Origin of the sequence: Desulfosporosinus sp. I2 (assembly GCF_000960765.1) — a bacterium.
In the GTDB taxonomy this organism is placed as follows: Bacteria; Bacillota; Desulfitobacteriia; order Desulfitobacteriales; family Desulfitobacteriaceae; genus Desulfosporosinus.
In genome coordinates, this window is the sequence record NZ_JYNH01000231.1 from 1 (window position 1) to 4160 (window position 4160).

At 39.7% G+C, this 4160-nt stretch carries 3 protein-coding genes; all 3 read right to left on the reverse strand.

All coding sequences use genetic code 11. From position 1 onward, the window contains the following. Positions 1-258 precede the first annotated feature (258 nt). From UF75_RS24930 to UF75_RS24940, 3 genes are read right to left on the reverse strand one after another with little or no spacing between them, the layout of a single operon-like run. Entirely contained in the window at positions 259-1281 is a 1023-nt protein-coding gene (locus UF75_RS24930) for a tyrosine-type recombinase/integrase (protein WP_045577217.1), read from the reverse strand. Next, positions 1278-2255: a tyrosine-type recombinase/integrase gene (locus UF75_RS24935; RefSeq protein ID WP_045577218.1), complete on the reverse strand. Its 978-nt coding sequence runs from the start codon at positions 2253-2255 to the stop codon at positions 1278-1280. Before UF75_RS24935 ends, UF75_RS24930 begins: the two co-directional genes overlap by 4 nt. Next, positions 2248-4131: a tyrosine-type recombinase/integrase gene (locus UF75_RS24940; protein ID WP_045577219.1), complete on the reverse strand. Its 1884-nt coding sequence runs from the start codon at positions 4129-4131 to the stop codon at positions 2248-2250. Before UF75_RS24940 ends, UF75_RS24935 begins: the two co-directional genes overlap by 8 nt. Positions 4132-4160: the final 29 nt, after the last annotated feature.

The window sequence follows — 4160 nt, forward strand, 5'->3', positions numbered from 1 at the left end:
AGTACTGATACGGCTTGAGATTATTGGCTTTAGCAGTCTCAGCAATGCTGTAAGCGATGGCACTCGCCTTAGCACCATTGATCGTATCAATTAAGTGCCAGTTACGTTTGCCAATGCAAAAGCCTCTTATCACGGATTCCGTAGCTTATTCTCATATACGGATTAGCTACATTATATACAGGATATTTTTATCCTCATCTTTTGCAATCAGCCTCATAACTATTCGGTTTTCATTCAAAAAGATGAGGATAACCACTTCTACCTTAACCCAAAAAACTGGGCCAATTCATCTTCATCATCCGGCCATAAAGGTTCTTCTGCATCAGCATATCCACAGCTTTTATCCATTGCTGCCTTTATCATTTCCAGCGACGGTTTTGCATAAATTCTTGTTGTTTGGGTTGATGCATGGCCTAGTATTCTGGAAACAAGTTCAAGTTCCACATCACTCTGATAGAGATTAGTGGCTCTCGTACGACGAAACATATGTGGATGGACCTTTTGAGGTAAATCCGGATGCTCGGGGCGTATCTTTTCAGCATACTTATTGATAAGCCTCTCGATATTACCAGGGGACATTGCATTAGAATGTCCATGTATTACTGTGTAAAATAGGTACCCTGTATTGGGAGCACTTTTCCCATGGTATTGATCAATGTAGCGTTTTAAATGACTCACAGTATTATCGGAGATAGACACGATTCTCTCTTTATCACCTTTTCCATGGATTCGCAGATAAGGCGTTGCTTTCTTCAGATTTACGTCGGAAGGCTTCAGATTTAAGAGCTCGCTTAAACGTATTGCAGAATCATATAAGACCACCATTATTGTTGTATCACGGATACCAATCTTGCTGTTCCCTGGTGCCAATAGGATTGCTTTCAGGCATTCTTCGCTCAACATTTCCTTTTCTTTTTCTGGATTTCTTAAAAAAGGTACATGTGAAACCGCCAGTGCAGTCTGTTGTTGGGTTATATCACCATCAGCTACATACCAAAGGTAAGATTTAATTGCAGCAAGTCTTTGATTACAGGAAGCATTTTCATATCCCCCTTTCTGCAGATACTCCAAAAATCCAAGCATAAAATCACGGGTGCAGTCTTCGAAACCAAAGTCTCTTATAGACAGTCTCTGGTTCTGGACATATCTGCGAAATACAGTCAATGCATCTCGATAGGATTTTACGGTATGTGGACTGCGGCTGCATTGTTTCTCAAGATAGATATCCAGAAAATCCCTTGTTTTAGAAAAGAACAGCTGATCATAGTTTCTCTTTTTCATTCTACAGGCACCTCCGGAATAACGGAGGCAGATATCTTATCTTTACGTCGTATTGTTTTAAAGGCTTCTTCAACCTGATGGTAATAATAATACGTTTCTATGGGACCTTTGTGTCCCAGGTAATTACTAAGATAAGGCATCATAACCTGAAGGTCAATGTCATCTTCCATCCAGATATTCATTCTTTTAATAACGAATGCATGACGCAGACAATGGACAGTTGGCTTTTTATCACAGTTTTTCGACTTTTCCGTTCCATTCCAGAATTCGTTGAATTTACGATCTACGGAGGTTTTTGGGATATGTTTTTCTGGGTTTTTTCCCGGAAAAAACCACTCGGATTGCACTGGCATCCTGTCCTTAAGCCATTTCTGATAATTATTGCAAAGCAGACGGACATCTTCTGAAAGATATACAATACGATCCTTATCGCCCTTTGAATGGATAATAGTGAGTGTACCGTTGATGATGTCAACATCGTCTGCTCTTAGTGAACAGGCTTCTGAATTTCGCAGACCACAACAATAAAGCAACCGATACAACACCTTGTATTCGACAGCCAAACGTTCAAAAGAATCAACCAGTGCAAGCGAACTATAGGCATCAACTTGTTCAAAAAAAGACTGAACATCCTGATCATCCATTAGGTAAGGTACTGTTTTCTCAGCCTTCGGCAACATATGAGGAACATAGCTGTAAATGCCAATAGTATTTAGATACACGCCAAAGCAGCGTAATGATGTCAGCCGATTATTCTGTGTCGTTTTAGTTTCTGTCGGACTTAGTATTGACCACGAATCAAAGAGTTCTTTTGTTAGGAAAGGTTCTGTTATCTTACTGTCAACACAGAACTGGTCAAAACGGTACAGCCAATACGCTGGATTATCAAACATAAATCCGGCATTTCTACGTTCAGAAATATATGATGCTATAAAGTCTGCAAAAACGCTGGAGTATTCATAATGCTTATGCATTAAACGCGCCTCCTTTCCAGGAGATGCCAATCTCTTTTAAGGAAAGTGGGCACAACCTCATACGTTCTTCATCTAATGAAAGATACTTAAGAACCGTACTGTCGGTTGAATGTCCTAATGAATCCGAAATGAGTTCAACCTTGGTGTTTCCCCTCAGTAGGTTTGTGGCAAATGTTTTTCTTACCACATGAAAGCCTTTGTTTGATGTTTCGCGTTCAGGGAGAATACGGATTAATGCTCTGCGACATACCCCGCGATCAAGTTTATCATATGGAGTTTCATGTTTAATGAAAACGTATGCGCTGTTGCTTTTAGGTCTTGCATCCCGAAGATATCGAAACAGGATATTCCCTATCCTAACCAACATTGGCAAAGAAATCGCTTTTCCAGTTTTCTGTTGTACCAGGCTAATACTGCGCTGTTTCCAATTTATGTCCTGAAAACGAATGCTTGCTATATCAGATGCCCGGAACCCCATACCCAAGCCGATACATACGATTGCATAATCCCGTAGGGCTTTTGGTGAAAGCTGATTGATGTCGACAGACCAGATGTCATTTATTTCTTCGTCTGACAGAACCCTTACAATTCTGGTGCTTGGAGCCGATATAGCCGGAAGGGCTTTATATAAAAAAGGATTTGAAATCAGTCCCTGCTCATTTAGATAAATGATGAAACCTCGGATACGACAGTTATAAGCGGCTTTTCCTTCGGGTGTTGAATGTACATCCTGCTGGTTAAATGCTCGTAATACTTCCGATGTTACTTTATCAAAACCGTTGATGTTGGTGTGCTGAAGGTACTGGCCAAATCTAAGATTGCTAGATTTTTGCATTGCTATAGTTGATTTTTTCCAGCCCTCACGCTTCAGCAGGCCAAGATAATCGCTTAATGGATTCTGAATCCATTCTGGCAGTTTTTCAATGGATGACACTGCATAAGGGGATCCGGTTACATTTGTTACAATCTCGCCACTTTTTATATACAAAAGATACTGAGTTAAGCTCCGTCTCGCCTGTTTCCAGTTACTCTTCAACGAGGGTTTTACAGCCTTAAACCATAACCAAAGGATATCGTCATTTAGCAGAAGCTGATTCATGTCAAGAAATATATATAGCAGTGTCAGGATGTGTTTTGTATATTTCAACACACTTCCCGCATAGCCAATTTCTTTCATTGCAATTAGAAATGTTTCTATATCCTGCCAGGTGACAGAATAGCCATCTTTATCTAGGGTAGCAAAGATTTCTGTTTGGTCGATGGTGATGATCTGATGAATAAGCATCTTATTCAAAGCAAGAGCATGTCCATAAGCGCATCGCCCTTTCGATGCATGATATCGCAACAATGCTCTGATTAGGTCTTCATAAACATCTTTTGACTTTGCAGACCTATGATAATCTTCCTCATGAAAGGTAAGGAGAATATCATAATTAAGTTGTTTGATACTTGTTAATCCCTTCTCTTCAAGGTACAGCATGAATCTGGAGCAGGAAATACGATACCTTGAATCTTTAGAATACATCAGCCCATAAGTAAGGAACTCATCGATTTCATTTCTTAAGGTAGAAGACAATAGAGCATATGCGGAAGCGTGTGGACCAAGATGATCCAGAGATATAAATTGGTTTTGACATACATCGTTCAGTTGGTCAAGACAATGTTTCCATCCAGTATATCTCCTGTAATCCCATGTATCCTTATTGTTTTCCAACCATTTGTTTGATTTCTCAAAGGAGTATGATAATTCATTCTGATGAAGATACTCCTTGAATTCCCTATAGCATAGTCGGTGCAGGCTAATAACAGAAGCACTATAATTTTTGGCTTTAAGGAAATCCATTACTACTTTGATATTTCTGTCGTATTGTTCCATTTGGAATCACCTCCTAAGTTTAGTGATTC